The sequence below is a fragment of the Telmatobacter bradus genome, assembly GCF_048629425.1.
In the GTDB taxonomy this organism is placed as follows: Bacteria; Acidobacteriota; Terriglobia; order Terriglobales; family Acidobacteriaceae; genus Telmatobacter; species Telmatobacter bradus.
Map to the genome: position 1 here is coordinate 1,006,937 of NZ_CP184532.1, position 25,254 is coordinate 1,032,190.

Here is a 25,254-nt window from a genome sequence, read left to right on the forward strand (position 1 = left end):
CTTCTTTCCTTCCGCCGAGAAAAGGTTACAATCTTTCCCAAGATGAGTGTTCCCCGCAAAAAGCCCTCCAACCGTCGTGCCGTCGTCAGCATTCGGGACGTGGCCAAACGAGCCCGTGTTTCGATTGCCACTGTTTCGCGTGCCGTCAATCGCATCACCACGGTGGATCCAGAGTTGGCGCGCCGGGTCTGGAAGGCGGTGGAAGAGGTTGGCTATGTGCCCAATCCTCAGGCGCGCGCGCTGGTTTCGGGGCGCAGCCACATTCTGGGGCTGATTGTCAGCGAAATCACCAACCCATTCTTTCCCGAGCTGATTCATGAATTTGAGAATCTGGCGGTGGAGCAGGGTTACGAACTTCTGATTGCCTCCACCAGCCATGATCCGACGCGTACCGAGTCGGTGGTCCGGCGTATGCTGCAGCGCAGCGTGGACGGCGTGGCCGTGATGACCTTTGGCCACGAGGCGCAACTGGTTCGGCTGCTGGAGCAGAGCCAACTGCCGCAGGTCTTTGTGGATGCTGGCCCCAGCCAGGAAAACGCCCGTGTGCTGAAGGTGAACTATGGCGAGGGCATTCGTGAGGCGGTGCAGCATCTGGCCGCGCTTGGCCATCGCTCCATTGCCTTCATCAGTGGCCCGCTGGCGTTGCGTTCGGCGGTAGCCCGGCTTGGCGCCTTTCGCAGCTCGATGGCCGAGCTGGGGCTGACGGTGCCAGCCGAGCACATTGTGGAAGGCGATCACACGATGGAGGGCGGCATGGCGGCAATGGAAAAGCTGATCGTGTTTGAGCATTTGCCCACGGCCGTCGTCTGCTCCAACGACATGACGGCCATCGGCGTACTGCATGCGCTGCATCACACGGCGCTGAACGTGCCGGAGAACATCTCGGTGGTGGGCTTTGACGATATTCATCTGGCGCAGTTCATGCTGCCGCCGTTGACCACCGTACAGATGTCCTGCCGCGATCTGGCCACGGCTGCCATTCAGGCTTTGCGGGCCGGCATTGAGCCGGATCATCCCAAGGTGGCGCAGAAGGAGTGGGCAATTTCAACCCGCCTGGTGGTGCGCCAGTCCACGGCCTTTCCGGTGGGAACGTTGCCGGCGCAGCTGGGGAAAACAGAGAGCAGAGGACAGAGAGCAGAGAGTAGAGAACGATAGCTAAGAGCTGAGGCTGTTTCCTGCCCTTCAGCGGACTTTCCCTCAATGCATCGAGGCTGAAGGCCATCCCGTAGCGCTGCCTCATTCAGGGGCCTGAAGGCCCCTGCTCTCTCCGGTTCCAGTCCTGGAACTGCCGGCCGCGCAATAGGCCCGCGTTTTCTGCCGCAAGCCCCGTGCCGCATCAGGTACAGGACGTTGAATTTCGACCTCACCTCCGTCCTCCTCGTTGCACACTGAAGCCATGCCGAGTTCCGATGCGCAGAGCAGATTGCCCCTTCTCTTGCTGGTGGACGACGATCCGGTCAGCCGCGAAGTGACCATGGCCCTGCTGACGATGAGTGGTTACAAGGTGTATGCGACCGAAAGCGGCGCAAGCTCACTGCGGATGCTGGAGCGTGAGGGGTGTGCGCCCGACGTTATCTTGATGGACGCGCAGATGCCCGGCCTCAGCGGCGTGGAACTGATCGCCGCCTACCGTGAGCGTACGCAGGCTCTGGTCTATGTGATCAGCGCCAGTCGTCCGCCCGCTGGGGTGATCGGGGCTGCCGACGGTCTGCTGGTCAAGCCCTTCACGGTAGAGGATCTGGACCATCTGCTCTCCCGGCGCAAGGAGCGCGTAGCAGCCGACGAGCCCAGCCCGAGTGCTTCTTTTGTCCATTCTGAAACGCTGGCGCGGCTGCGGGAGAGAATGCCGCCCCGGGCCGTGCGCGAGCTTTATCAAACTGTGGTCAGCGATCTGCGTGAGCGCGCCGTGCTGATCGAAAAGGCCATTCAGCGCAAGGATCCGACGGAAGTGCGCAGGCAGGGCCACGCCATCAAAGGCGGCTGCGGCATGGCTGGAGCGCAGGAAGCGGCACAGATCGGCGCCCGCTTGGAGGGTATCGGTAACCAACTGGATGACAGCTTGGTGCTGCTCGAAGATTTGCGTACAGCCACGCAACGGCTGGAGCGTATGCTGGAGTCGAACCTGACCATCTGAGGTTCCCGCGGAGGTTTGGGAAATCGATGGAACGTCCGATACAGATTGTGATTGCCGACGATCATCCCGTTGTACGCATTGGTGTGCGCAGCATGCTGCAGGAGAGCGACGGCTTTCTGGTGGTGGGCGAAGCGGGTGACGGCGACGAAGCCATTGCCCAGACCATCGAACAGCAGCCCGATGTGTTGCTGCTGGATGTGCAGATGCCCCGCCTGCCTGGGTTGGAGACGATCCGCGCTATCATGAGCGGTCCGTCCACGGCCAAGATTCTTCTGCTGACTTCAACCATCAGCCCCCAGCAGGTAATTGAGGCACTGCAGATTGGCGCGCGTGGCATTGTGCTCAAGGAGGCGTTGGCGGAGCATCTGCAAAGTGCCATCCGCACAGTTGCTGGCGGCGATTACTGGATTGGTGGCCGACGCGTAGCCAATCTGGTATCGGCTTTGCATGAGCTGACGCAGCAGGCCGCCGTGCCCCAGCACAAGACCTACGGCCTGACTCCACGCGAACTCGAAGTGGTGGGCTGCATCGTCGAGGGTTGCTCCAACCGCGACATTGCCAAACAGTTCAGCCTGAGCGAAGAGACCATCAAGCGCCATCTGTCGAACATCTTCGACAAGACCGGCGTTTCCACCCGTCTGGAACTGGCGCTGTTCTCCATTGCGCATCATCTGGTGGAACCGCAGCCGTAAGCGGCTGCGGTTCCACCAGACTGGAAGTGCGCGGCACAGGAAAAGCCCTAGGAGTCTGTCGCTCATAGCGTTTGCGATTTTTGCAGGAGATGTCGGCCTGGCTGCGCAGTACTGGATTTGTCTGTTGCTGTCAGTTTTTCTCTACCGCACCGTATCTTTGAGGCGCGACTCTGATTCGGATTCTGATCTTTCGTTGTTTTTACGCGTTTTGCAGTGCCCATCCGGAGCGAAAGAGCTTCAACAGATTGCTGACCGCGCACACCAGCCTCCACTCTCCGCTCACATTCTGTTTGCCGCGCATGCTGAAGCGACGAAAACCGCGGCACTCCTTGATTTGTCCAAAGACCGGTTCCACGATCGCCTTGCGTCTTTTGTAGACTGCGCGTCCGGCCTCGGTCTTCAACTTATGTTGCATTTGTTCTCGTGCCGTTGCATCTGACGGGGCTTCACCACAGGCTATCTCCGTTGGATCACTATGTTTGTCGCGGCCTGTGGCGATGTATAAGTCGATTTCAGCTACCGTTGCGTCGGTCACATTTGCTTCGCTGAAGTAGCCGGTATCAGCGCTGACTTTCTCGGGCTTTTGGGCAAGATTCTTTTCGATCTGTGCCACCATCGGCAGTAATTGTTTTTTGTCGTTCGTCTCCTGCGTAACCGCGGCGGCCACGATTACCTGCGCGATGGAATCGACCGCGATCTGCGCATTATAAGCCTGTAAAAAGCTGCCTTTATTGGCGCCATCCGGCATGATGCGGCTCTCCGGATCCGTGAAGTTGCGCTGATCCTTGTCTGCGGGTTTTGCCTTGTCCGGATCAGGGGGATTCGACTTGCGACCACGTTTCTTTTTGCCCGCGCGACGATCTTCTTCCTCGTCAGCCTGTTTCTTTTCTGCTTCAGCAAGTTTCTGCTCAGCCTTCTCGCGGGCCTCGTCTTCGAGTGCCTGCTTCGCTTCGCGAATCTTCTGCAACCGGCTCTCGCGTCGCTGTAACTCGTCGGGAAGTTCTTCGCCGTTCCGATCCTTGCCGTACTGCGCGTCCTCGTCGGCATCCGCTTTTTCCGCAGCAGCCAACAGAGCGTTGATTTCCTGCTTCAGGCGCGCCTCGCTCTCGGTCATGCGCTGGTAGCTCATCGCCTTGTGCTTGCTGGCGTTCGCCCTGATCTTTGTTCCATCGATCGACACATGACCCAGCTTAACCAGACCGGCTTTTGCGCACAGCAACAAGGCCTGCGTGAACAGTTCGGACAGCGCAGCCAGATGCCGTTTGCGAAACTCGGCCAGCGTGGCGTGGTCCGGATGCTGGTCGCCGGAAAGATAGCGAAATGCCACGTCTTCCCAGGTATGCTTCTCAAGCCTGCGTGAGCTGTAAACGCCCGTGGCATAACCGTACAAAAGAAGGCGAACCATCATCTCCGGAGCATAAGCCGACTGGCCGCGACCATCCTTCTCGCGATACGAAGCATAGATCGATTCAAGATCCAATGCCGAAACCACATCCACGACAAAACGAGCCAAATGGCCGTCAGGTAGCCAGTCGTGAAGGCTGGGTGGAAACAGAAGCGTCTGGTTGACCGTGTCTGGAAGGAAGTTCTGGCCCATAACAAAATCGTAATCTGCTGGGCCTGGTCTGGACCAGGACCTCGGGCAATTCTATGGGCGACAGACTCCTAGCACCTAAAACCTCACCGTTCCCCGCTCCACGACGGAGTGTCGTGCAAAACGCTGGTCGTTGCGTGCGGGAAAGTCGGAGCGGAAGTGTGCGCCACGGCTTTCGGTGCGGGCTTCGGCGCTCAGCAGCAGGGCTTCGGCCAGCGTGTTCAGGGATACTGCTTCGCTCAGGCGGCGGCTGGTTTTCTTGGCTTCAAGCAGGGCTTGCAGCGTGTGTGCAACTTCCTTTTGCGCTTCTGCTGCATACTTGAGCGTCTCTGCCGAGCGCAACAGGCCAGCGCCTGCCCAGAGCGCGTTTTGCAGCTTGGCAATCGTCTCTTCCACGAGCACTGCTTCCGCTTCCGTGAGTGGCGCATGGGGTCCAGACTCGGCCTCGACGGAAACGAGCGGAAAGCCGTCGTCGAGGATGGCGCGGGCAGCGCGGGCACCAAAGACCAGCCCCTCCAGCAGTGAATTCGAAGCCAGACGATTGGCGCCGTGCACGCCGGTGCAGGCCGCTTCGCCTGCCGCATACAGTCCGGGCAAACTGGTGCGGCCATCCAGATCGGTGCGAATGCCGCCCATCATGTAGTGTGCTGCGGGACGGACCGGAATCAGGTCGCGGCTTAACTCCAGGCCAAAGCGAGAAAGAAAGTCGCTGATGCCGGGAAAGCGCTGCTTCGGGTTCACGCTTGTTACGTGGTGCATATCCAGATAGACCGGCCGCGCATGGCCCTCTGCGTCCAGCCCTTCGCGGGCGATGGCCCTTGCCACAACGTCGCGCGGCGCAAGCTCGGCCAGAGGATGCGCGCCCTCCATGAAGCGCTCACCGCGATCATTGCGCAGCCATGCGCCCTCGCCACGCAGTGCCTCGCTCAGCAAAAAACGCGGTGCGCCGGGATGATAGAAGGCGGTAGGGTGAAACTGATAGAACTCCAGATCGGAGAGCGCCGCTCCTGCCGTGTAGGCTAGCGCAATGCCGTCCCCCGTGGCCACGGCAGGATTGGTTGTGTCGGAGTAAAGCTGTCCTGCTCCGCCTGAGGCGACCAGCACGGCCCGCGCAGCCACGCGATAGGATTCGTCGGCAGCCGTCTGCGCTGCGGCCGAGGCCAGATCCGCGCCCACGATGCGCCCATCGCGCTCAATGAGCGCAGCCACGCGGGTCCACTCGGCAAAGCGGATGCGTTTGTGCAGTCGTGCGAAGGTGGCCAGAGCCCGGCCAATCTCTGCTCCAGTCGCATCGCCATGGGCATGCAGAATGCGCGGTAGGGAGTGTGCTCCCTCGCGGGTGCGGTGCAGTTGGCCATCGACCGAGTCAAAGTTCGCGCCCCATTCGATCAGCTCGGCCACGCGCAGCGGACCTTCATGCGCCAGCACGTCGGCTGCTGCGCGATCCACCAAGCCGTCTCCGGCGTTGAGCGTGTCTTCAATGTGCAGAGCCACGTCTTCCGCGCCGCCCATGGCCACGGCAATTCCGCCCTGCGCATAGTGCGTGTTTGATTCGTCCGCAGCCTCTTTGGTAACCACCAGCACCGAGCCATGACGCGCCAGCTCAATGGCCGCGCGCAGCCCCGCCACGCCCGCTCCCATTACCAGAAAATCGACCTGCTCCGCCTGTGTCATTTCCCTTAGAGGCTACCACTTTCAGCTAACAGGCTTGGCGCAGTTCCTCCCGCACAATGCGGCGCAGCGTTTCCTCCAGATGCGGTGCCTTGCCGTCCATATGTTGCCGCAATGCCTGGTTGATGAGCGTTTGATAGCCGGTAGCGCCACCTGCGGCATCGGCCTCGGCCAGAAAATAATCGACAATATCTTCGTCCAGACGGATGGTGATGCGGGTTTTGCCGCGCGGTTCAACCTTTTCTGCCGTGATTTTGCCCCGCTTTGCGCTGCTGAAATCGTAACTCTGCTTCATCGGTTCTCCTCGTATGCGCGCCGCTCATGGGTTTCAGCATTGCGGGCGGAAATGACACGGATCTTTTCACGACGGTAAGCGTAAACCACCACCAGAACACGGCCTTTGGCACCACTGCCAATGGAAACGAATCGGGGCTCGCCTGAATCCGACTCTTCGTCCGTAATCGTCAGAGCATAATCGTCTTCAAAGACGGGGAGCGACTCGGCAAAGCGCACGCCGTGCTTTTTGAAATTGCTTTCGGCCTTGCGCGGATCCCACTCGAAAGCCATGGCTGTATTGTATGTACAAATTGTACTCTATAGTCAAGCGCGATCTCTGTTCCTGCGTGCTTAGCCTCAAAATGGGCTTGACCTCCCACCCCACCGGCTGCATTACGATAAAAGCATTGTGCAGACCATTCGCGTAGAAACTCCTTCGGCAAAGTACAACGTGGTGGCGGGCAGCGGGCTGCTAGAGACGCTTGCGCCGCGCATCGAACGCGCTTTGGGCAAGCTGCCCCGGCGGGTTTTTGTTCTTACCTCGGCTCCCATCTGGGCGCTGTGGGGGGAGAAGTTTCTGGCTTCCTTCCGCGAGGCACCCATCGTGCTCTTTCTGGAGCCGGGAGAAAAGTTCAAGACGTTGAAGAGCGTGGAACGGCTGGCCCGGGAGATGGTGCGGGCAGGCGGCGACCGTGGCAGCCTGATTATCGCCCTGGGGGGCGGCATTGTGGGCGACGTGGGCGGTTTTCTGGCCGCCATCTTCATGCGCGGCATTCCCTTTGTGCAGGTGCCCACCACGCTGCTGGCGCAGGTGGACTCGAGCGTAGGCGGCAAGACGGGCGTGAATCTGGCCGAGGGCAAGAATCTGGTGGGCAGCTTCCATCAGCCACGCGCTGTTTTTGCCGACATTCAGACGCTTTCCACTCTGCCGGAGCGCGAACTGAAGGCTGGTTTGATGGAGAGCGTCAAGGCAGGCATCATTCGCGACCGTGCGTTGGTGCGCTTTATGGAGGCGAATGCCAAGGCCGTGCTCAAGCGCGAGCCGAAGGCGCTCGAAAAGGTGATTTCCGCCTCCATCCGCATGAAGGCCGGAGTGGTGAACAAGGATGAGCGCGAGAATGGCCTGCGCATGATTCTGAACTTTGGCCACACGCTTGGCCACGGGATGGAGCAGGCCACTGGATTCAAGACGCTGTTGCACGGTGAGGCCGTCGGCTGGGGCATGATTGGTGCGCTCTGGATTGCCCGTGAGCGTGGCACCGTGAGCAAGGCGCAGTTCGAGCGGCTGGAAGCTCTGGTCCATCTTTATGGTCCGCTGCCGCAGGTGAAGGTGAGCGCCGCCCGGGTTCTGGCCGCTGCCGGGCACGACAAGAAGAACGTGAACGGGGTGCGCCGCTTTATTCTGCCGGTGGGTATTGGCGATTCCGGCGTGGTGGAGGACGTGACCTCCGCAGAGATGGAAGCCGCAGCCAAATATATGCTGGACTGCGCGGCGGAGTAATTGTGTAGCGGAGTAAGGTTGAGCCAACCGTTGGATGCAGGTTCTGGTGGTCGGCTCCGATTTCCCAGAATATAGGACTAATCACCACATTGTGACTCACAACACACCGCCCGAGTCCTTCCGGGAGAGAAAATAGACCGGTAGGCTCGTCTGCCCTCGGCTGCGCGCCCCAGGAGAATAAGCACAAATGGCTGATTTGCACATCTTCAATAAGTTCATCGAGCGCACCAAGGCGCTTCCCGCTATGCCCACCGCCGTGGTGTGGCCGCTGACCGATGTTGCCCTGGAGGGCGCGGTTGAAGCTGCCAAGGAAGGCATCATCGATCCGATCATGATCGGACCTGAGGCCAAGATCAAGGCACTGGCCGCCGAGCTGAAGTTTGACGTCAGCAACTACAAGTTCATTGAGGCTGCTACCGAGCCCAAGGCTGCTGAACTTGGCTGTATTGCCTGTCGCGATGGCAAGGCTCTGGCCATGATGAAGGGCTCACTGCACACCGACGACCTGATGCGCGCCGCCATGAACAAGGAAACCGGCCTGCGTGGCCGTGGCCGCATCTCGCACGTGTTCATCCTGGACACCCCGGCCTATGAGCGCACCGTGATGGTGACCGACGCGGCCATCAACATCGCTCCTGAGCTGGAAGACAAGTTCCACATCATCAACAACGCCATTGCACTGGCGCACGGCCTCGGCATCGAGAAGCCGAACGTGGCCATTCTGGCTGCGGTGGAAACCGTGAACCCCAAGATGCCTGTCACGCTGGAAGCCGCTGCCCTGTGCAAGATGGCCGACCGTGGTCAGATCACGGGCGCTGTGCTTGACGGCCCGCTCTCGTTCGATACCGCCATCAGCACTACCTCGGCCAAGCTGAAGAAGCTGGTTTCGCCGGTTAGCGGCCATGCCGACATTCTGGTGGCCCCCGACCTCGAAGCCGGCAACATGCTGGTGAAGGAGCTGGTTTACTGGGGCGGCGCACAAGTTGCCGGTCTGGTGCTCGGCGCTCGCGTGCCGATCATTCTGACCAGCCGCGCTGATTCGGCGGCCACCCGCCTGACCAGCTGCGCTGTTGCAGCTCTGCTGCAGTACGCCAAGAAGTAGTTTTTCCTGTAAGACAAGCAAAACGGGCGTCCCTTGTGGGACGCCCGTTTTAGCTTCCAGCCTCTAGCTTTTAGCTTCTAGCTGCTTTTCCGCGCAAGCTGGTCGCCAGGGCTACGCCGGCCAGGGCGAAGAGCATGGGGAAGCATTCCAGGGTGTAGCGGGCTTCGGGGGCTTCCACGGTTGTCAGCAGGGCACTGCGCAGCACCATGTAAGCCAGCATGGCCAGCCAGAAGCGCGGTCTGTGGCTGAGTCCGATGGCGGCGGCCAGCAGGTAAGCCAGATTCAGCCCGGCCCAGGTCCAGCTGAAGCGGGTTTCAGCACGGTGCTGGCGGTAATCCCACCAATCGATGTCGACGGGCAGATTTTCGTTGCGGGGACGCAGCCACATATCGGCCATGCGGCCCAGAGGGAGCCAGAGGTGGGTGCGCCAGGGATGGAGTGCGGCGCGTTCGGCGGCCAGATGAGCGAAGCGGGCGTCAATTTCTGGGGTCAGCACGTACTTCTGGTTGTAGTCGTCGGCCAGTTGCCGGGTTTCCTGGCGTTGCGCGGGGCTATCAAAGGCGCGCTCGGGCAGCAGGCTGACGTCCAGCCGGTCATCGGGGACGTTCCAGTAGATGAAGTAGGTGGAGTTGAAGTCCAGGCACCAGCTTTTAACCCATGCCTCCCAGCCCAGGTGTGGATCTTCGCCGGGATCGGTGGCCAGGCGTGGGGCCAGCGGCTGAAAGACGTGAAAAACCTGCCAGTTGCGGACTGTCCACAGGGCAAAGGGGGCAAGCGCCAGCAGAACGCACACCAGGGCCATGCGGGCCAGACGAGCCGGAGCCAGCCTGAGGTGGTCCAGATTGGCGTGATCAGGATTGGCGCGGTCGGGATTGGCATGCTTCCGGCCAAGCAGCAGCGCCGGAGCCAGAGCCACGGCCACCAGAGCGCCGTCGGGCCGCAGCAGCGTGGCCCAGGTGACGGCAAAGGTGAAGAGCAGGGCAAAATTCCAGCCGGGCCGCTGGCGAAAGCAGGCCGCAGACCACAGCGCCAGAGCGATGGCGAACAGGGTAGGGGTTTCAGCCAGTGGCGTGGCGCAATAGGAGGCGGTAAAGGGGCAAAGCGCGGCCAGCCAGAGGGTGATGTGGGCGGCGCGGCGGGCTTGCGTGGCAGGAGCAATGCGGCGGGCAAAGTCAGCCAGCAGCAGGCAGCCAGCCAGTTCCAGGGCGATCTGCAGGCAGGCGGCGGCGTAGTAGTTTTCCACGCCAAAGAGCCGGAAGCAGCCGATCAGCAGGAAGGGGTAGCCGGGCAGGCGGATCAGGGTGGGAACGATGGCATTGCCCTGGGTGAGCCCATAGACGCCGTGCTGGAGCAGGTTTTTGGCAATGTCGCCGTAGATCAGCGAGTCGCCGATGGGCTGAAAGAGCCTGTGCAGCGCATAAAGCCGCAGTCCCAGACCCGCCATCAGGGCCAGAAGAATGCTGGTCCATACGCCGACGGAGGCTCGGAAGCGGTACTTGAATTCAACAGGAAAGAGTTTGCCTGGGGTCATGGATCCGTACGTACTGTATTCTAGAGCCTGCAATGCGTAATTTGTGAGCGGCGCAACAGATATAGCAAATTCAGAATGGGTGTAGAGGGAGTGGATGGACCAAAGTACCGTTTTTCTTAAGAAAACGGCATCTGGCACATGCATCCAGGCTGCACAGTCCTTCTGAAATTGCTCTAGAAACCGAGTTTTGCATGTGGCTGTGCAAGCCGACGACAGGTGAGAAGACCGGCAATGGCCGAAGGACAGATATTTTACGATCCGGAGCGGAAGCGCTGGAAGCGCCTGCGCCGGATTTTCGACATCACTGCGGTGGTGTGTACGCTGGTCCTGGCCGGCTTTATTTTCAATGTTTTGCGTGGGCAAAAGCTGCCTGAACTGTTGCTGCCGGTGCCCCGACACAACTATAAGGCGCTGTCGGACCGTCAGCCGGTGCAGCATGCGTCGCGGCCAGCGCGCCGCCACAGCGACAAGAAGGCCAGCGAAATCCAGTTCAACACGGGCGAGGGTCTGCGCGCTGCCTATTATGTGCCTTACGACGAGGCCAGCTACGCCAGCTTCAAGCAGCATGTGCACCAGATCGACATGCTCTTTCCCGAGTGGCTGCATGTGAACAGCACGCGGCCCTGGTTGATGGGCATCGATAATGACAGCCATCGCGAGTACGCGGTGGTGCAGGGCAATTCCGTGCACGATCCGGACGAGATGAACCGGATCAAGCGGACGATTGCCTCCGCGCATGAAGATACCGAAATCTTTCCCCATCTGAACAACTACAACTCGGTGACGCAGGTCTGGGATCCGGCGGTGGGCAAAATGCTGCACGATGCCAATAACCGCGCCAAGCTCATCGAGCAGATCGTCCATTTTCTGACCAACTACCGGCAGAAATCCCAGAGCGATCCGAACAAGTACGAGTGGACCTATCCCGGCATCTCGCTGGACTTCGAGAGCCTGTCGGATGAGGACGACGCCTACTACCTACAGTTCATCCGCGAGCTTTACAGCTCTCTGCATCAGCGCAATCTGCGTCTGTATGTGAATACGGTGGTGGCCAGCGACGACGAAGAACTGCGTACGGTTGCGGCCAATAGCGACGGCATCATCCTGATGAACTATGACGAGCACGAGGCCACCAGTGAACCGGGGCCGATTGCCAGTCAGGAATGGTTTGTTGCCAATCTGCGGCGGGTGCTGAAGTCGATTCCGCGGGAGAAGCTGATTTGCGCTCTCGGCAGCTACGGCTACGACTGGACGCTGTCGATGCCCGAGGGAAAAGCCAAGGGCAAGAACAGCAAAAAATTCAAGCCGGAGATTCTGAACACCGAAGATCTTTCGGTAACGGAAGCATGGCAGCGAGCCTCCGATGCCGACGCCGATCTGGACCTGAACTACGACTCGCTCAATCCTCACTTTGAGTACATCGATGAGGACAATCATCAGCGCCATGTGGTGTGGTTCCTGGATGGCGTGACGCTTCTGAACGAGATGCGCGCCGCCCGCCAGCTGGGTCTGCAGACATTTGCACTGTGGCGGCTGGGCGAGGAAGACAACTCGTTGTGGAGCGTGTGGGATCATCCGAGCAGCGCTAGCGCGTTGCAGGAACTGGGCACCGTGCAGCCCGGCCACGATGTGGACACCGAGGGCGATGGCGACATTCTACGCATCACCAGCCTGCCGCAGGCGGGCCGCCGCACGGTCACCGTGGACACCGACGAAAGTGATCCACGCAAGAAGCTCATCATCGATGAGCAGATGGATGTGTACCCGCGCACCTATACGCTGCAGCAGTATGGATACCATCCCAATCAGGTTGCGCTTTCTTTCGACGATGGACCGGATCCGAAGTGGACGCCGAAGATTCTCGACATTCTGAAAGAGAAGGGTGTGAAGGGTACCTTCATGCTGATTGGTGCCGAGGCTCAGGAGTATGTGAGCCTGATGCAGCGCATCTATCGTGAAGGCCATGAGATCGGCAATCACACCTACACGCATCCCGACATCAGCAACATTTCATCGCGCCAGCTTGATCTTGAAACCAAGCTGACCGAGCGCCTGTACGCGAGCAAGCTCGGGATTCAGCCGCTCTACTTCCGGCCGCCGTACGACATTGATGAAGAGCCTGACACCGACGATCAGGCCGCGCCCGTCGAGCAGTTGCAGCGTGCCGGCTACACCATCATCGGCAACAAGATCGACACCGATGATTGGAACGAGCATCCGCGCAAAACGCCCGAAGAGATCGTCAACTCGGTGCTTGAGCAGCTCGAGACAATGAAGACCAAGCCGCAGTTCCGCGGCTCCATCATTCTGATGCACGATGGCGGCGGTGATCGCTCGGTTACGGTTGCGGCGCTGCCGGAGCTGATCGACGCGCTGCGCGCCCGTGGCTACCAGATTGTTCCCGTCTCGGCATTGATGGGAAAAACGCGCGACGATGTAATGCCGCGGCTGGGCTTCTGGCAGCGGTTGCGCGCTCTGCCCGATTCGATTGCGTTTTCCAGCCTGGCTCTGGTTAGCAAGGCCATCTTCTATATCTTCCTCCTCGGTGATATTCTGATGAGCACGCGCCTGCTTCTGGTAGGTATTCTGGCCATTATCGATCGTCTGCGCAAACCGCACAGCGCGGCCACGCCGGGCTACAATCCCCGCGTGGCGGTGTTGGTTCCGGCCTTCAAGGAAGAGACGGTGATTGTGCGGACGATCCGCTCGGTGCTCAACTCCGACTACAAGAATCTGCACGTGATTGTGATCGACGACGGCTCTCCGGATCGTACTGCCGAAGTGGCACGCGAGGCTTACAAGGCCGAGATCGAGTCAGGTATGGTGCAGGTGCTGGTGAAGCCCAACGGCGGCAAGGCTGCGGCGTTGAACTACGCGCTGGAGCGCATCGACGAAGAGGTCTACGTAGGCATTGACGCTGATACGCTGATCGCCGCCGACGCCATCAGCAAGCTGATTCCGCACTTTGAGGATGAGCGCATTGGTGCCATGGCGGGCAACGCCAAGGTGGGCAATCGCGTGAACCTGTGGACGCGCTGGCAGGCGCTGGAATACATCACCAGCCAGAACTTTGAACGGCGCGCGCTTGATCTGATGCACGTGGTCACCGTGGTTCCGGGCGCGATTGGCGCATGGCGCACCAAGGCCGTGATGGATGCCGGTGGCTATCCGCTGAACACCGTGGCCGAAGACGCTGACCTGACCATGAACCTGCTGGAGCACGGCTACCGCGTGGACTACGAAGACCGCGCGCTGGCCTTTACCGAAGCGCCCATCGACATGGGCGGTCTGATGCGGCAGCGTTTCCGCTGGTCTTTTGGCACGTTGCAGGCGATCTGGAAGCATCGTGCGGCATTTGCGCGCAACAAGGCGATGGGCATTTTCGCACTGCCGAACATTCTCATCTTCCAGATGATTCTGCCGCTGGTTTCGCCCTTCATCGATCTGATGTTCGTGGCTGGCGTCATCAACTTCTTTATCGACCGCTACTATCATCCCGAGGCTGCTTCGTCGGCCAACCTGATGAAGCTGGTGGCCTACTTCATGGCCTTCCTGGTGATCGATTTCGTCACTTCGTCGGTGGCTTTCTCGCTCGAACGCAAGCACCCGGCCAACAAGGGCGATGGATGGTTGCTCTTCCACATCTGGCTGCAGCGTTTTGCCTACCGTCAGGTCTTCTCCATCGTGCTGCTCAAGACGGTCAAGCGTGCCATCGATGGCAAGTCCTTCAACTGGGACAAGATTCAGCGCACGGCCAAGATGAGCAAGGCAACCGAGGCGCTGACGGAGACAAAGGGATAGCTGTACAGAGAGCAGAGAACAGCGCAAAGAATAAGGCCCGGCAAATGCCGGGCCTTATTCTTTGTGGACAAACTGAATGGAGTTTTGTAACAGGGCCCGACTTGAGTCGGGCCGAAATGCCACATAAAAGACGAGGGCTTTACAGGCTGCGGAAAAACTCGTAGCGGAGGGAGGCAGGGGTTTTAGAGCAAATCCAGAGTTTCCGTGGGGGCACGAAGAAGGTGTCAGGTGCAGTTTTCTTGAGGAAAACTGCACTGGAAAGCATTGACTCGCACTACACCAACTCTGGATTTGCTATAACCCCCGCCAAAAGAGGCAAAATGAGCGCGGGCTTCAGCCCCGGAAGTCTTTCGGAATTTCGCCGCCAAAGTAAGAAAATGCCCGCGCCTAAAGGCGATATTTGCACCATTGATGCTTCAGGGGCCTGAAGGTCCCTGCTCCCTCCACAAATACCAACCCACTTTAGCGCTAGTTTTTTCGCAGCCTGTTTAGCCCCTGCTTTGCTTATCCGTCGAGCAGGCCAAGCTCTTCCAGCAGGAAGGCGTAGTCGAGCGCAATCTCTTTCAGGTAATCATAGCGTCCGCTGGCTCCGCCGTGGCCAGCCTGCATGTTGGTTACCAGCAGGAGCGACCGCGCATCGGTTTTGAGGGTGCGCAGTTTGGCCACGTATTTTGCGGGTTCCCAGTACATCACCTGGCTGTCGTTGAGCGAGGTCTTCACCAGCATCGCCGGGTATGCGCCGTGCTTCAGATTGTCATAGGGAGAGTAGCTGAGCATGGTGCTGAAGTAAGGTTCTTCGTTGGGATTGCCCCATTCCTCGTACTCGGGCACGGTCAGCGGCAAGCTGGCGTCCAGCATGGTGTTCATCACGTCGACGAAGGGCACATGCGAAAGAACGGCGCGGAAAAGTTCAGGCCGCAGATTGGTGACCGCGCCCATCAGCAGGCCGCCGGCGGAGCCGCCTTCAATGGCCACGCGGTTCTTCTCGCCGTAGCCCTTCTGCACAAGGTGCTCGGTGCAGGTAATGAAGTCGGTGAAGGTGTTCATCTTGACCAGCATCTTGCCGGCGTCGTGCCAGGGTTCACCTAGATCGCCGCCGCCACGGATGTGCGCGTAGGCCAATACCACGCCGCGATCCAGCAGGCTCAGGCGATTCGAGCTGAAGTTTACCGGCAGCGAGTAACCATAGGATCCGTAGCCGTAGACGTAGAGCGGATTGCGGCCTGCAATGAATCTGTCCTTGCGATAGACGATGGAGATGGGAACTTCAACGCCATCGGCAGCCTTAGCGTGAATGCGCTCGCTCGCGTAGAGCGAGCGGTCAAAGCCGCCGGGAATCTCGGTCTGCTTGAGCAGTGTGGAGCTCTTTGTGGCAAGGTAGTATTCAAAAACCGAGTTGGGTGTGACCAGCGACTGATAGCCGTAGCGGAATTTGGTTGCGTCAAAGATGCGGTTGATGTGCGGATAGGCGCTGTAGGCAGGCTCAGGAAAGCGGATTTCTTCACCGGCGATGGCCACGCCACTCTTAAAGTGCCACAAACGCAGGCGGGGCAGGCCATCTTCACGATCGCAGGTGATAAAGAAGTCCTGGAAGAGTTCCACGTCTTCGAGCATCACGCCGGGACGGTGCGGAATCAGCTCGGTCCAGTTGGCGCGGTCGGGCATGCTGACGGGCGCGGTGACCAAGCGGAAGTTGCGGCCCGCATCGTTGGTGCGGATGTACCAGAGGCCGCTGCGGTGGTCGATGGAGTACTCGTGATCGTCTTCCCGCGCGGTAATCAGCTGAAACTTTCCGGTGGGATTGCTGGCTGCCAGCACCTGTGATTCGCTGGTGATGTGGCTGGCCGAATCCAGCACAATGTAGGCACCGTCGCGGGTGCGGCCCACGGCAAGGTTGAAGCGCTCATCCGCCTCTTCGTAGACCAGCACGTCTGCCGTGCCCTGCAGAACGCTGTGCCGGTAAAGCTGAAACTGGCGCTTCTGCACGTCGTCTTCGATGGTGTAGAAGAGCGTCTTGTTGTCGGCGGTCCAGACGACGGAACCGACGCGCTCCACGAGGTTGGCCCGGGTTACACCGGTGCGCAGATCCTTGATGTGCAGCGTGTACTGGCGGAAGCCGGTCAGATCGGTGGTGTAGGCCAGCAAGTTGCCGTCGTCGGTAATGTCAGTGTCGCCAATCGAGAAGAACGCCTGCCCTTCCGCGAGCTGGTTGCCGTCCAGCAGAACCTCTTCGGGCGCGCTGGCGTCCATGGCTTCGACGGTGCCGGGCTTGCGGCAGAAGATGGCGTACTGCTTGCCCTCCTCGGTGCGGGAGTAATACCAGAACTGTCCGTCGCGGTAGGCTACGCTGGCGTCGGTTTGCTGAATGTGGGAGAGCATCTCGCCGTAAAGTGCCTCGCGCAATGCGTCGTGGGGCTTGAGCCAGGCCTCGGCATGGGCGTTTTCCGCCTCCAGATAGGCGATGGTCTCGGGATTCTCCTTCTGGCGTAGCCAGGCGTAATCGTCGACGAGCGTTTTCCCGTGCAGTATGGTTTCCGTGTGCTCGGGGCGGCAGACAGGGGGCGTGGGAAGTTCGTTTCGGTTCATCATTGACCAGTGTAGAACCGCGGGGAGGGGAATCAGGGAACTTCTGCAACCCGGTCCGCGTAGAATGGAGTGCGATGGAACCGATTCGCGCAACCTTCCGGAGGCTGGGCCTGATTTTAGGGCTGGCGCTCGTCTGTCTTCTACCTGTGGCGGCTCTGGCCGAGCGGGTGGAGGACTTGCCCCAACCCGTGGATTACGTAAGTGACTTTGCCCATGTGCTTTCGCCCGAGGCGATTGCCCGCATGGACGCGCTCTGTGCGCAACTGGCGCAGAACGGAGCCAACGCCAAGCTGGCCGTGGTGACGGTGCGTACGCTCGAAGGCGATGACGCGGCGGACTACGCCACGCGCCTGGAAGACCACTGGAAGATGGGCGACAAGCAGCAGAACCGCTTTGCGCTGATTCTGCTGGCCAGTGACGATCACAAGTACCGCATCGAGATTGGCTATGGGCTGGAAGGCATTCTGCCCGACGGCAAAACCGGCGACATTGGCCGTTCCATGGTTCCGCTGCTCAGGAGCGGCGACTACGACGGTGCGCTCGGCGAGGCCACTGGCTCGGTTGCCCAGGTGATTGCCGATGACGCGCATGTAACGCTGACCAGGGACACGGCAGACGATCAGGAGGCCGTGAGCGCGCGGCAGCGGCACCACTCCAGCGTACTCGGCAAGCTGATCGTGATCATCCTTCTTCTGCTGCTCTTTGGTGGCTTCTCGATCTTTCGCATGCTCTTTGGCTTTGGCATGTTCTTTGGCGGATTTGGGGGCGGAGGTGGCTTTGGCGGAGGCGGAGGTTTTGGCGGTGGCGACTCCGGGGGTGGCTTTGGAGGTTTCGGCGGCGGCGGCGGCGGATTTGGCGGCGGCGGAGCTGGCGGAGATTGGTAGGGAACAGGTGCTAGATTCCAGGAACTAGGGACTAGAAGCTGGGAGCTAGAGGCTAGCAGCTAGAAGCTGTTTTTCACAATGTTTAGGAGAAGGCAAAGTATGAGTCGTGGAGTTGCAATTACGCTGGCGGTGGTGGGTGGTTTGTTTGCGCTGGTTCTGCTGGTGGCGGCCGGGCTTGGCTTGAACTATGTGCATGCGCGCAATGCGATGGTCGAGAAAGACCAGTCGGTGAAGGAAGCATGGTCGAACGTCGATACGCAGTTGCAGCGCCGTGCGGATCTGATTCCGAATCTGGTGGAGACGGTCAAGGGCTTTGCCCGGCAGGAAACCACGGTCTATGGCGACATTGCCAATGCCCGCGCCGGCCTGCTGAACGCGCAGGGTCCGGCTGCCAAGATGCAGGCCAACGGCCGGCTGGATTCAGCCATTGGTCGCTTGCTGATGCTCACCGAAAACTATCCGCAGCTGCGCTCGAACGAGCAGTTTTTGCGCCTGCAGGATGAGCTTTCCGGAACCGAGAACCGCATCAGCGTAGCCCGCAAGCGCTACAACGATTCGCTGAAGGACTACAACACCTTCGTGCTCTCGTTCCCCAACAACATCTGGGCCGGCATGTCTGGCTTCCAGCCGAACAATGCCTACTTCCAGGCCAGCGAGGCTGCCCGCACCGTTCCTCAGGTGAAGTTTTAGGAACAGAGAACAGAGCGCAGAGGTTGCTGTCTGCTGCGAATGAAAATCAAGCCCCGTGCGTGCGACCATGGTTGGTCGTTCTCACGGGGCTTGATCTTTTTGATTTAGTTGCTCGGATACCGTTCCACGGTGGCATTTGCTGTGGCCGTATAGCCGCTGGTGGCCAGCGCCTTCAGGGTGGTGGCTGTGCCGCTGATGGAGATTGGGGTAAAGCTGACCAGCCCGTTCAGATCGCTGGTGGCAACGCTTGAGGAGGTGGCCAGCAGTGCTCCGGAGCTGCCGCTGCCGCACTCCTGGTGGGCGGGGCAGCTTTGCGTCCAGGCGTACAGCGCCTGATAGAGCACGACGGTGCCGGAGGCCATCTTGTTGCCACCCATGTCCAGGATGCGTAGCACAATGGACGCGGGTGCGGTGCTGGTGGAAACCGACTGGCTGGTGCCGCTGACTGCTTGTAGTTCCGCATACTCTGGCCGTGCACCGAGGGCACTGAAGGTGGCGCAATAGCTGGTGCCGTTCACGCACGCATTGATGGAAACCTCTTGTCCTTCGCTCAGCGGACCCACCGTGAGCGTCATGGTGGCAATGCCCGAGGTGTTGGTGGTGGCTATGTTGGCACCGGTCGGGGGAGTGATGCCGGTTACGCCTGTTTGCCAAACCACCGACTGCCCGGAAGCCAGCGCGCCATTCAGAATGACCTGCGCTTCGACGGTCCAGGTAATGGTTTGCCCGGCTGCTACCGACTGCAGGCCAGTGAGCGCCGTAACGCGTGCCGGAGTGCCTCCGGTAAAGTGGGCCTGCACGTTTGCTGCATTGGTAAGCTTGGCAGTCACCACGCTCAAAGTTGTGGTGTCATTGGCCGTGACGTAGAGCGTGGCATAGCCGTCGCCGCTGGTGGTGACGGCGCAGGAGCTGGCACCGCATCCAAGCGAGGCTGTGCCGCTGGTCAGCGTATAGGTGACGGTGGCATTGCCGATGGGTGCAAGGTTGGAGTCCAGCGCCTGCACGGTAAAGGCCAGCGGCGTCATCATGGGAACGGTGTTCTGTGGCGCGGTGATGATGGTAAGCGCGTCGCCGGTGCCGGAGTCGTAGCTGATGCCGTCGGTGACCACGGTGGCAGCGTCAAAGCCCGTTTCGTCGTCTACCTCAACATCGGCGGCACCAGCGCTGGCGGCAGGCGCGATGGCGGTAATTTCGTTGGGGCTGATGCTGGTGACCACGGCCGCCTGTCCGCCCACCAGCACGGTGTCATTTGCACGGAAGCCCATGCCCTGAATCGTGAATGCGCCGCCTGCAGTGGTCAGGTGCGAGGGCGAAACGTTGTCGGCATAGAGCACCCAGCCGCTGTACTTGTAGTCAGGGCGGCCGTCGCCGCGCGCGTCGGCAATGGCCATGCGCATCAGATTGTCGCTGCTGGTGGAAACCTGCAGCCAGCACTCGCCGGCTTCACCACCGTTGAGCGCCTCGGCATACCATGCGGGGGAGCTGCCCAGATCGTCGCTTTGTTCCCACACGCCAGCCATGGGCATGGCCTTGGCGTTGCTGGGATTTCCGTTTTCGTCCAGCGCCTGAGTCACAACGGTGAAGGAGTGGCCCGCACGCACGCTGAAGTTCAGCCAGTCGGTCTGGCCAATCTGGCTGAGGCGTCCTACCCAAAAACCGCTGGAAGGCAATGCGCGTGGTTCGCCTTCGCTGCCGATCGCATCCTTTGAGCCGCCTTCGGCAGAATCTCTCACAGTAACGTTCAGTGTTTCGCTGGCGCCCGCTGCCAGATCGGAATACGTGGTGGAGGAAAGCGTTCCAGAGGGTTCAACCTGCCCCTGTACGTACGGGCCAACGGATGCGGCGTTGATGTAGTCGGCTTCGATGGTCTCAAAGTAGATTTTGTAACTGGCTGTGGTGAGCCCCGTGGGAAGAGGAATGCCGCTCAGATCGAATGCGCCTTGCAGCGCGCTGTTGTTGGAGCCCCACTTGCTGTAGGCCACACCGCTTGTATTGCTGGTGCCCACAATCGAATTGCCCCATGTGCCGCGATAGAGCGCTCCGGTAACGGTGGAAACCGTGTACTCGTAGAGCGGATTGCCGCTGCCGTCGTAGGGTAGCGCCACCACGTTTACGCCCTGCATGCCATAACCCGAGCTGAAGCTGATCGTACCCTTGATGCTGATGGTATTGTTCGCGGTAAGTTGCTTGCCGGTAAAGTTGGAGAGGTTGGAGTCAGTGACGGGATAGAGGCGATTGAGCGCGGCAATGTCGTCGGAGTGCAGTGCGCTGGGCAGCGGCACGCAATCGCCACCGGCGCTGGTGCAGACGCCATCAAGCGGCTGCATAATGGGCCAGGCCTGCGTCTGGCCGGTAATGTTCGCAGTCAGTGCGTTCGGATAGATCTGCGCATAGTCCAGACCGAGCACGCGGCCGAAAGCGCGCTCAATGTTGAAGCTCATCATGGAGATCTGATCGCTCGAGGACGTGCAGAGACCGTTGAGCAGGAGAACGCCGTGGGCGATGGTGGCGTCGGTGTTGATGTTGTCGATCCACAGGAAGACGTCGGTGCTGCTGCAACTGTTGGGGCCGCTGGCGTCGGTGCCGTAAATGGCATTGATGACCGAGCCGTCGTAGTCGAAGATCACGGCCAGTGGCGTGGTGGTGGCCGTGGGCGTTACGTCCGCAGGCGCGGTGATTACGCTCGAACTGTTCACTGCGATGTTCGCGCCGGAGACGTCTTCAGCGAGCGTGCCCACGTCGGTCAGTTGCACGGCGGCGGTGCTCACGCTGCTCCACAAAGCGGCGGCTGCATCCACCATGGCCACGGCCTGCGCATGGGGCAGGCTCGCGCTCAAATTGCCCTGATCAACGCTGTAGTTCACCACGCCGCCGGACCAGTGCGCGGGCGTTCCCATCACCGAGGAATTGAAGTAGGTGGAGCCTGCAACGTACTTTGGTCCACCGGCCCAGGCGGAGAGCGTCATCCAGCCAAAGACGATGAACAGAAGCAGCGTGAAGCGTGTGCCCTGGATCATGTGTGCCACTCCGGCGGCGGTTTGCCGCGGCATCCGGAGTGCGGCTGAGCAGTGGAAATACCTGCTCCGGACGTTGCAGGTCGTTCATCGGGAGCGGGCAGGAGTGGCTGGAATGATCAAAGTCATTAGTGGGCTGTGTTGTGCGAGGACAGCTCTCATGAAGCCGTTCGTGTTTTGTCTCGATTGCGGTGTATTTGTCTGGAACTGCGACGCAGAGTGGCTCGCGGCGGGATGATTCTCATGAAGCGCGGAGATTTTCCCCATTACTTCGGTTTGGAAACAACCGCGCGATACCTGTGTGTCCAGGCGCAAAAAAACTTTAGCTTGTTGTGAAACAGGGCGCACTTTGGTCCGGTTGGATGAGAAAAACGCTCCAGGTGGATGCGTTCTCATGAAAGCCGTGTTGCATGCTTGGCCACTCGGCGGCCGCAGCAGGGGGCGCGGCGTACGGCGATGAAACAGCTACTCTGCTTTTGCTTGAATCGTTTCAGGCAATACTTTCCCACCACAAAACAAAAAGGACCGCTTGAAGCGGTCCTTTTTGTTCTCTGTTCTCTGTCGTTAGTACACTTCGGCTCTCAACCCGGCTGGCGGCGGAACGTTCTTGAGCAGGCCCAGTTCACCGGCCAGCCGTTCCAGGCGGGCGCGGGTGGCAGGCTGCGGAGGCACCAGCGGCAGGCGCAGCTGATCGCCGATGCGGCCCATCAGGTGCAGAACCGTCTTGACCGGAGCCGGATTCGACTCCCAGAAGTTGGCCTCGAAGAGGCGGCTGAAGCGGCGCTCCAGTTCGCGGGCTTCCTGCCAGTTGTCCTCAAGGGCGGCACGCACCATGCGGCTGACTTCTGCGGGAATCTCATTGGAGGCCACGCTGATCAGCCCATGCGCACCGGTGCCGATGGCGGCCAGCGCCAGACTGTCGTCGCCCGAGAAGACCTTGAAGCCGCGCGGCATAATGTGCACCAGCTCGGAGATCTGCGGCAGCTTGCCGCTGGCTTCCTTGATGGCGCGGATGTTGGTGGCAGCCTGGGCCAGACGCAAGGCCGTGGCCGGTTCCAGATTGGCGGCCGTGCGCCCCGGTACGTTGTACAGGCAGACCGGCAGCGGGCTGACCGCCTGCGCCAGCGCCAGAAAATGCTGGAACTGACCCTCCTGCGAGGGCTTGTTGTAGTAGGGATTGGCCGAGAGCACGGCGCTCAGGCCGGGAATCTGGCGTAGCTTTGCGGCCATACGCACCAACTCACGCGTGGAGTTGTGCGAACAGCCTGCCCACACCGGAACCCGCCCGGACGAGGCATCCACGATCAAACGCACCGTCTTCAGCCACTCTTCTTCGTCCAGGGTGGCCGCTTCCCCTGTCGAGCCGCAGGCGACGATAAAGTCCACGCCTGACTCGATCTGCCAGTTCACCAAATCCCACAGCGCCGACTCGTCCACCGAGCCATCCGCGCGGAAGGGCGTCACAATTGCCGTACCACAACCCGTCGTTTCCATCTCAAGCAAAGTTTATAACGAGCCGGGCTGGAGGGGCACAGTCTTTTCTTGGATTTCGCTCATCCCTGTGCTCTGTACAGACAGGATCCGCCGACAAAACCAGCAGAAATATGCGTATTTTCTCAGTTCTCGCTGGGGCGCTCGATGTGGTTCACGATCACTACCTCGACCGGAGCCTTGCTGGCCACCAGCTTCAGCCCCAGCTGTTCTTCAAGCGCCGTGAACAGCCCCGGTCCGGCGTCGGGCGTGCCCTGCAGTTCATCCCGCGTATAGGTCAGTGAAAAGTCGAATTTCTTTTCTAGTAGACCGGTCTTATCAACTACTGTTTTTCCGATGTTGCTGGTCAGGTTGTTAGCAAAACTGCTCATAGGAAATCCCTTAACGTGAAACTCATTCAAGCTCCCCTTCGAACTGGTCCCTAACTGGCCAATCACATCCGGCGCGCTCTCCTTCATCTTCACACCGCCCTTGGCGACGATCAGATCGTAGGCCGCAAGCTGACGAGTTTCGGTGTGCTCCCTGAACTTGAGCTGGTCAGCCAGCAGATCCTGCATCAGCATCTGCTGAAATGTCCGCCGGTCCTCACGCGAGAGCTTCTTTGCTAACGCCGTCGTGTCGTCATCTATCTTGGCTTCAATGTCATAGCGGTCATCGATGGCCCATTTGGGCAGGCCCACCACGGCTTCTTCAAGTTTGATGCCATAAGCCGGCTGCACCAGATTGCGCAGCGGCATATTGACGAAGGCAAAACCGTTGGGCGTCGTACGCCACGACATTCCTGGATCGTCGGCCTTGTGCGGCTTGATGGAAACCACCTCGTAGTGGAAGCTTTTGCCCGCCAGATTGGAGAGCTTGACCTCAGCCGGGGTTGCATCCTTCGGCTGGGGCATGGACATCATCGAGGGTATCTGGCCGCCTGCCCCGACCACGCCTGCCAGCGCCACCCAACAGACTCCGAAGATCCACATCTTCTTCAAAAACATGCACTGCTCCTTTCGTCCCTGGCAGTATCGCCTGGTTCGTACAGCGTCCTATTTGTCGGGGCCGGAATCTCGCAGCTAGTATAACGGCAAGATCCACACCGGTAGTTGCGGTCCATTTAAGCCTGTTTTTGCCGGTTGGACTCCGTGACGAACAAAAGGAATCTCATGCGTCGCTTCTTTTGTACCGCGTTCATGCTTTTCGTCGTTCTCTCCTGTGCGCTCCTGGCCAGCCACGCGCAGGCCACGCCCCAGCCCCCGGCTCCGCAGCCGGAGCAGACCTGGCGCTTCGACAATCTGAGCTCGATTGGCGGCCATCCGGTACAGGTGGTTGGCCATCCGGAGCTGATTGGCACGCCCTACGGCAAGGCGGTCCAGTTTCATGGGCCGGGAAATGGTCAGGGCGACGGGATCTTCGTGCCTGCGCATCCGCTGGCTGGCGCTTCCACCTATACGTGGGAGGTGATCTTCCGCCCCGACGCCGATGGCCCGCAGGCCCAGCGCTTCTTCCACCTGCAGGAGCAGAATCCGGACACGGGCGAGGATACGCCCAACCGCATGCTCTTTGAGATTCGCATTGTGGACGGCCAGTGGTGCCTGGACAGCTACGCCAAATCGAACGCCAGCTATCGCACGCTGCTCAACTGCAAGGCGCTGCATCCGCTGGGCCAGTGGTACCGCATGGCAGTGGTCTACGATGGCCACATGCTGCGCAACTATGTGGATGGCGAACTGCAGGGCGAGGGCGAACTGACCCTTACGCCGCAGCTGGCGGGCCGCAGTTCGGTTGGCATGCGCATCAACAACAGGGACCCATTCAAGGGTGCGATCCTCCTCAGCCGCACCGTGCCGCGCGCGCTTACTCCAGCCGAGTTTTTGCCCATGTCGACCACCTGCGGTGGGACTGATCGCTTCGCGTGTCACCTGCGGTGAGGCCAACCACCTGCGGTGAGGCTAACTGCTTCGCGTAGCTACTTCAAAAGGTTGCATCTGCCCGACGCACTTTATCTGCGATGTAACAAATCGGCGCTCGCCTTCTGCTCGTCCGTCAGTGTTGCATCTACTCGATGCACTTTATCTGCGATGTAACGCCGCATCCTTTTCGGAGACAGGGATCTCCTGGGTTGCATCTACTCGATGCACTTTATCTGCGATGTAACATTGCGATGATGGTGACTTGGCTGTTATTGCAAATGTTGCATCTACTCGATGCACTTTATCTGCGATGTAACGCTGGAGAGTTCGTTAACAATTGTCTGAACATTCTCGTTGCATCTACTCGATGCACTTTATCTGCGATGTAA

General features: G+C 59.9%; 18 protein-coding genes and 1 CRISPR repeat array (1 of these 19 running past the window's edge). Of the genes, 9 read left to right on the forward strand and 9 right to left on the reverse strand.

The genetic code is table 11. From position 1 onward, the window contains the following. Positions 1-42: 42 nt before the first annotated feature. From ACOBR2_RS04280 to ACOBR2_RS04290, 3 genes are all read left to right on the forward strand, one after another. Complete coding sequence (locus ACOBR2_RS04280) at positions 43-1,155, forward strand: LacI family DNA-binding transcriptional regulator (protein WP_420238819.1); 1,113 nt, start codon at positions 43-45, stop codon at positions 1,153-1,155. Positions 1,156-1,396: 241 nt separating this feature from the next. Next, positions 1,397-2,134 (forward strand): response regulator, encoded by a 738-nt coding sequence (locus ACOBR2_RS04285; RefSeq protein WP_420238820.1) that lies wholly within the window; start codon positions 1,397-1,399, stop codon positions 2,132-2,134. Between the two features lie 26 nt (positions 2,135-2,160). Next, a complete protein-coding gene (locus ACOBR2_RS04290) occupies positions 2,161-2,826 on the forward strand; it encodes a response regulator (protein ID WP_420238821.1) in 666 nt (221 codons plus the stop codon). Between the two features lie 199 nt (positions 2,827-3,025). Here ACOBR2_RS04290 and ACOBR2_RS04295 read toward each other — a convergent pair whose 3' ends face one another. From ACOBR2_RS04295 to ACOBR2_RS04310, 4 genes are all read right to left on the reverse strand, one after another. Beyond that, positions 3,026-4,423 (reverse strand): IS1182 family transposase, encoded by a 1,398-nt coding sequence (locus ACOBR2_RS04295; RefSeq protein WP_420236173.1) that lies wholly within the window; start codon positions 4,421-4,423, stop codon positions 3,026-3,028. 75 nt (positions 4,424-4,498) lie between these two features. After that, the gene (nadB, locus tag ACOBR2_RS04300; RefSeq protein ID WP_420238822.1) at positions 4,499-6,094 is read right to left on the reverse strand and encodes an L-aspartate oxidase; all 1,596 of its coding nucleotides are present in this window, start codon (positions 6,092-6,094) and stop codon (positions 4,499-4,501) included. A gap of 25 nt (positions 6,095-6,119) precedes the next feature. Continuing rightward, the gene (locus ACOBR2_RS04305; RefSeq protein ID WP_420238823.1) at positions 6,120-6,386 is read right to left on the reverse strand and encodes a BrnA antitoxin family protein; all 267 of its coding nucleotides are present in this window, start codon (positions 6,384-6,386) and stop codon (positions 6,120-6,122) included. Beyond that, positions 6,383-6,658, reverse strand: coding sequence for a BrnT family toxin (locus ACOBR2_RS04310; RefSeq protein WP_420238824.1), 276 nt, complete (start codon positions 6,656-6,658; stop codon positions 6,383-6,385). The genes ACOBR2_RS04305 and ACOBR2_RS04310 overlap by 4 nt, the downstream gene beginning before the upstream one ends. 118 nt (positions 6,659-6,776) lie before the next feature. Between ACOBR2_RS04310 and aroB the strand changes: the two genes are divergently transcribed. Both aroB and ACOBR2_RS04320 read left to right on the forward strand, forming a co-directional pair. Continuing rightward, positions 6,777-7,868, forward strand: a complete 1,092-nt coding sequence (aroB, locus tag ACOBR2_RS04315) for a 3-dehydroquinate synthase (protein ID WP_420238825.1) — start codon at positions 6,777-6,779, stop codon at positions 7,866-7,868. 187 nt (positions 7,869-8,055) lie between these two features. After that, positions 8,056-8,970: a bifunctional enoyl-CoA hydratase/phosphate acetyltransferase gene (locus ACOBR2_RS04320; RefSeq protein ID WP_420238826.1), complete on the forward strand. Its 915-nt coding sequence runs from the start codon at positions 8,056-8,058 to the stop codon at positions 8,968-8,970. 70 nt (positions 8,971-9,040) lie between these two features. Here ACOBR2_RS04320 and ACOBR2_RS04325 read toward each other — a convergent pair whose 3' ends face one another. Further along, positions 9,041-10,501 (reverse strand): glycosyltransferase family 39 protein, encoded by a 1,461-nt coding sequence (locus ACOBR2_RS04325; protein ID WP_420238827.1) that lies wholly within the window; start codon positions 10,499-10,501, stop codon positions 9,041-9,043. 231 nt (positions 10,502-10,732) lie between these two features. Between ACOBR2_RS04325 and ACOBR2_RS04330 the strand changes: the two genes are divergently transcribed. After that, complete coding sequence (locus ACOBR2_RS04330; RefSeq protein WP_420238828.1) at positions 10,733-14,302, forward strand: glycosyltransferase; 3,570 nt, start codon at positions 10,733-10,735, stop codon at positions 14,300-14,302. A gap of 504 nt (positions 14,303-14,806) precedes the next feature. Here ACOBR2_RS04330 and ACOBR2_RS04335 read toward each other — a convergent pair. Further along, on the reverse strand, positions 14,807-16,891 hold the full coding sequence (locus tag ACOBR2_RS04335; RefSeq protein WP_420238829.1) for a S9 family peptidase: 2,085 nt from the start codon (positions 16,889-16,891) through the stop codon (positions 14,807-14,809). Between the two features lie 71 nt (positions 16,892-16,962). On the opposite strand from ACOBR2_RS04335, the gene ACOBR2_RS04340 reads away from it, so the two are divergent. Further along, complete coding sequence (locus ACOBR2_RS04340) at positions 16,963-17,772, forward strand: TPM domain-containing protein (protein ID WP_420238830.1); 810 nt, start codon at positions 16,963-16,965, stop codon at positions 17,770-17,772. Between the two features lie 99 nt (positions 17,773-17,871). Beyond that, on the forward strand, positions 17,872-18,462 hold the full coding sequence (locus ACOBR2_RS04345; protein ID WP_420238831.1) for a LemA family protein: 591 nt from the start codon (positions 17,872-17,874) through the stop codon (positions 18,460-18,462). 104 nt (positions 18,463-18,566) lie between these two features. Here the strand turns inward: ACOBR2_RS04345 and ACOBR2_RS04350 are convergent, their stop codons facing one another. The 3 genes from ACOBR2_RS04350 to ACOBR2_RS04360 all read right to left on the reverse strand — a co-directional run bounded on the left by ACOBR2_RS04350 (position 18,567) and on the right by ACOBR2_RS04360 (position 23,953). Then, positions 18,567-21,479, reverse strand: a complete 2,913-nt coding sequence (locus tag ACOBR2_RS04350; protein WP_420238832.1) for an IPT/TIG domain-containing protein — start codon at positions 21,477-21,479, stop codon at positions 18,567-18,569. 561 nt (positions 21,480-22,040) lie between these two features. Then, entirely contained in the window at positions 22,041-22,970 is a 930-nt protein-coding gene (gene dapA / locus ACOBR2_RS04355; RefSeq protein WP_420238833.1) for a 4-hydroxy-tetrahydrodipicolinate synthase, read from the reverse strand. Positions 22,971-23,092: 122 nt separating this feature from the next. Then, positions 23,093-23,953 (reverse strand): TIGR03435 family protein, encoded by an 861-nt coding sequence (locus ACOBR2_RS04360; protein WP_420238834.1) that lies wholly within the window; start codon positions 23,951-23,953, stop codon positions 23,093-23,095. A gap of 165 nt (positions 23,954-24,118) precedes the next feature. Here ACOBR2_RS04360 and ACOBR2_RS04365 point away from each other — a divergent pair, with 165 nt between their 5' ends. Then, positions 24,119-24,883, forward strand: coding sequence for a LamG domain-containing protein (locus ACOBR2_RS04365; RefSeq protein ID WP_420238835.1), 765 nt, complete (start codon positions 24,119-24,121; stop codon positions 24,881-24,883). Between the two features lie 50 nt (positions 24,884-24,933). After that, positions 24,934-25,254: direct repeats of the CRISPR family, unit length 37 nt; unit sequence GTTGCATCTACTCGATGCACTTTATCTGCGATGTAAC; it runs 141 nt beyond the window's last position.